Genomic DNA, 1,205 nt, shown 5'->3' with positions numbered 1-1,205 from the left:
TGACCTGCCCGGGGATTTTCGGACCATCCGAAACTTGAGAGGATGGCTTCCTTGAAGAGAGGAAGTCATGAGGAAGAGTCGATTCAGCGAAGCGCAGATGGTGACGATCCTGCGCGAAGCGGACAAAGCGCCGGTCACGGAGGTGGCGAAGAAGCACGGCCTCAGCGAGCAGACGATCTACAGCTGGCGCAAGCATTACGGCGTTCTGGATGCCGACGAGGTGAAGAAGCTGCGCCAGATGGCGCAGGAGAACGCCCGGTTGAAGAAACTGCTGGCCGAGCGGGATCTTGAGATCGAGGTGATGAAGGAGATCGCCGCAAAAAAATGGTGAGCGCACCCGCCCGACGTCGGCAGGTCGAGTACGCCAAGCGGCGTGGCCTGTCGGAACGACGCGCGTGTGCGCTGCTGAGGCTTGCGCGCTCCGCGTTGCACTACGAATCGCGGCTGCGGAAGAAGGACGCACCGGCGCTGGCAGCAATGGCGATGCTGTCGGCGCAATACCCGCGCTATGGTTACCGGCGAATTCGGGTGTTCCTGGAAAGGCAAGGGCACCCGATGAGTGTCGACCGTACTTGGCGCTTGTGGCGTCAGGCGGGACTTCAGGTGCCGCGCAAACGTCCCCGCCGACGGATTGCCGCAGCCCGTCCCCGGCCGCGAGCACCGCTCGCCGCCGGGCAAGTGTGGGCCTACGACTTCGTCTTCGACAGTTGTGCCAACGGGCAGCCACTGAAATGCCTGACCGTCATCGATGAATACACCCGCGAGTGCCTGGCGATTGATGTGGCCGGCTCGATCCGTTCGGCGCGGGTTGTGGAGGTGCTTTCCCGATTGATCAGCATTCACGGCGCCCCACAGGTCTTGCGGTCGGACAACGGGCCTGAGTTCGTGTCCTGCGCGCTACTGCGTTGGGCGGCCAGCCAGAATCTCGACATGGCGCTGATCGATCCCGGCAAGCCTTGGCAAAACGGGACGACCGAGAGCTTCAACGGCAAGTTTCGGGATGAGTGCCTGTCGATGGAGTGGTTCCGCCATCGGCTTGAGGCCAAGGTCGTCATCGAGCAATGGCGTCAGCACTACAATGAGGTTCGCCCGCATTCGAGCCTGGGTAACCAGACGCCAGCGGCGTTCAAGAATGCCTGTTTATCAACCACCCAACCGGAGGCCGTTCTCCAGGAATAAGTGGTCCGGAGAATTCAGGCAGGTCA

General features: G+C 61.9%; 1 protein-coding gene. It reads left to right on the top strand.

Going from position 1 to position 1,205, the window contains the following annotated elements; translation table 11 throughout:
* Positions 1-67 precede the first annotated feature (67 nt).
* A protein-coding gene (locus tag GGD90_RS17780; RefSeq protein ID WP_153118122.1) for an IS3 family transposase occupies positions 68-1,179 on the top strand; the annotation gives its coding sequence in 2 pieces (ribosomal slippage) (positions 68-326 and positions 326-1,179; 1,113 coding nt in all).
* The last annotated feature ends 26 nt before the right edge of the window (positions 1,180-1,205 follow it).

Origin of the sequence: Rhodocyclus tenuis (assembly GCF_014197755.1) — a bacterium.
In the GTDB taxonomy this organism is placed as follows: domain Bacteria; phylum Pseudomonadota; class Gammaproteobacteria; order Burkholderiales; family Rhodocyclaceae; genus Rhodocyclus; species Rhodocyclus tenuis.
This window is presented reverse-complemented; position numbering and strand designations above follow the sequence as displayed.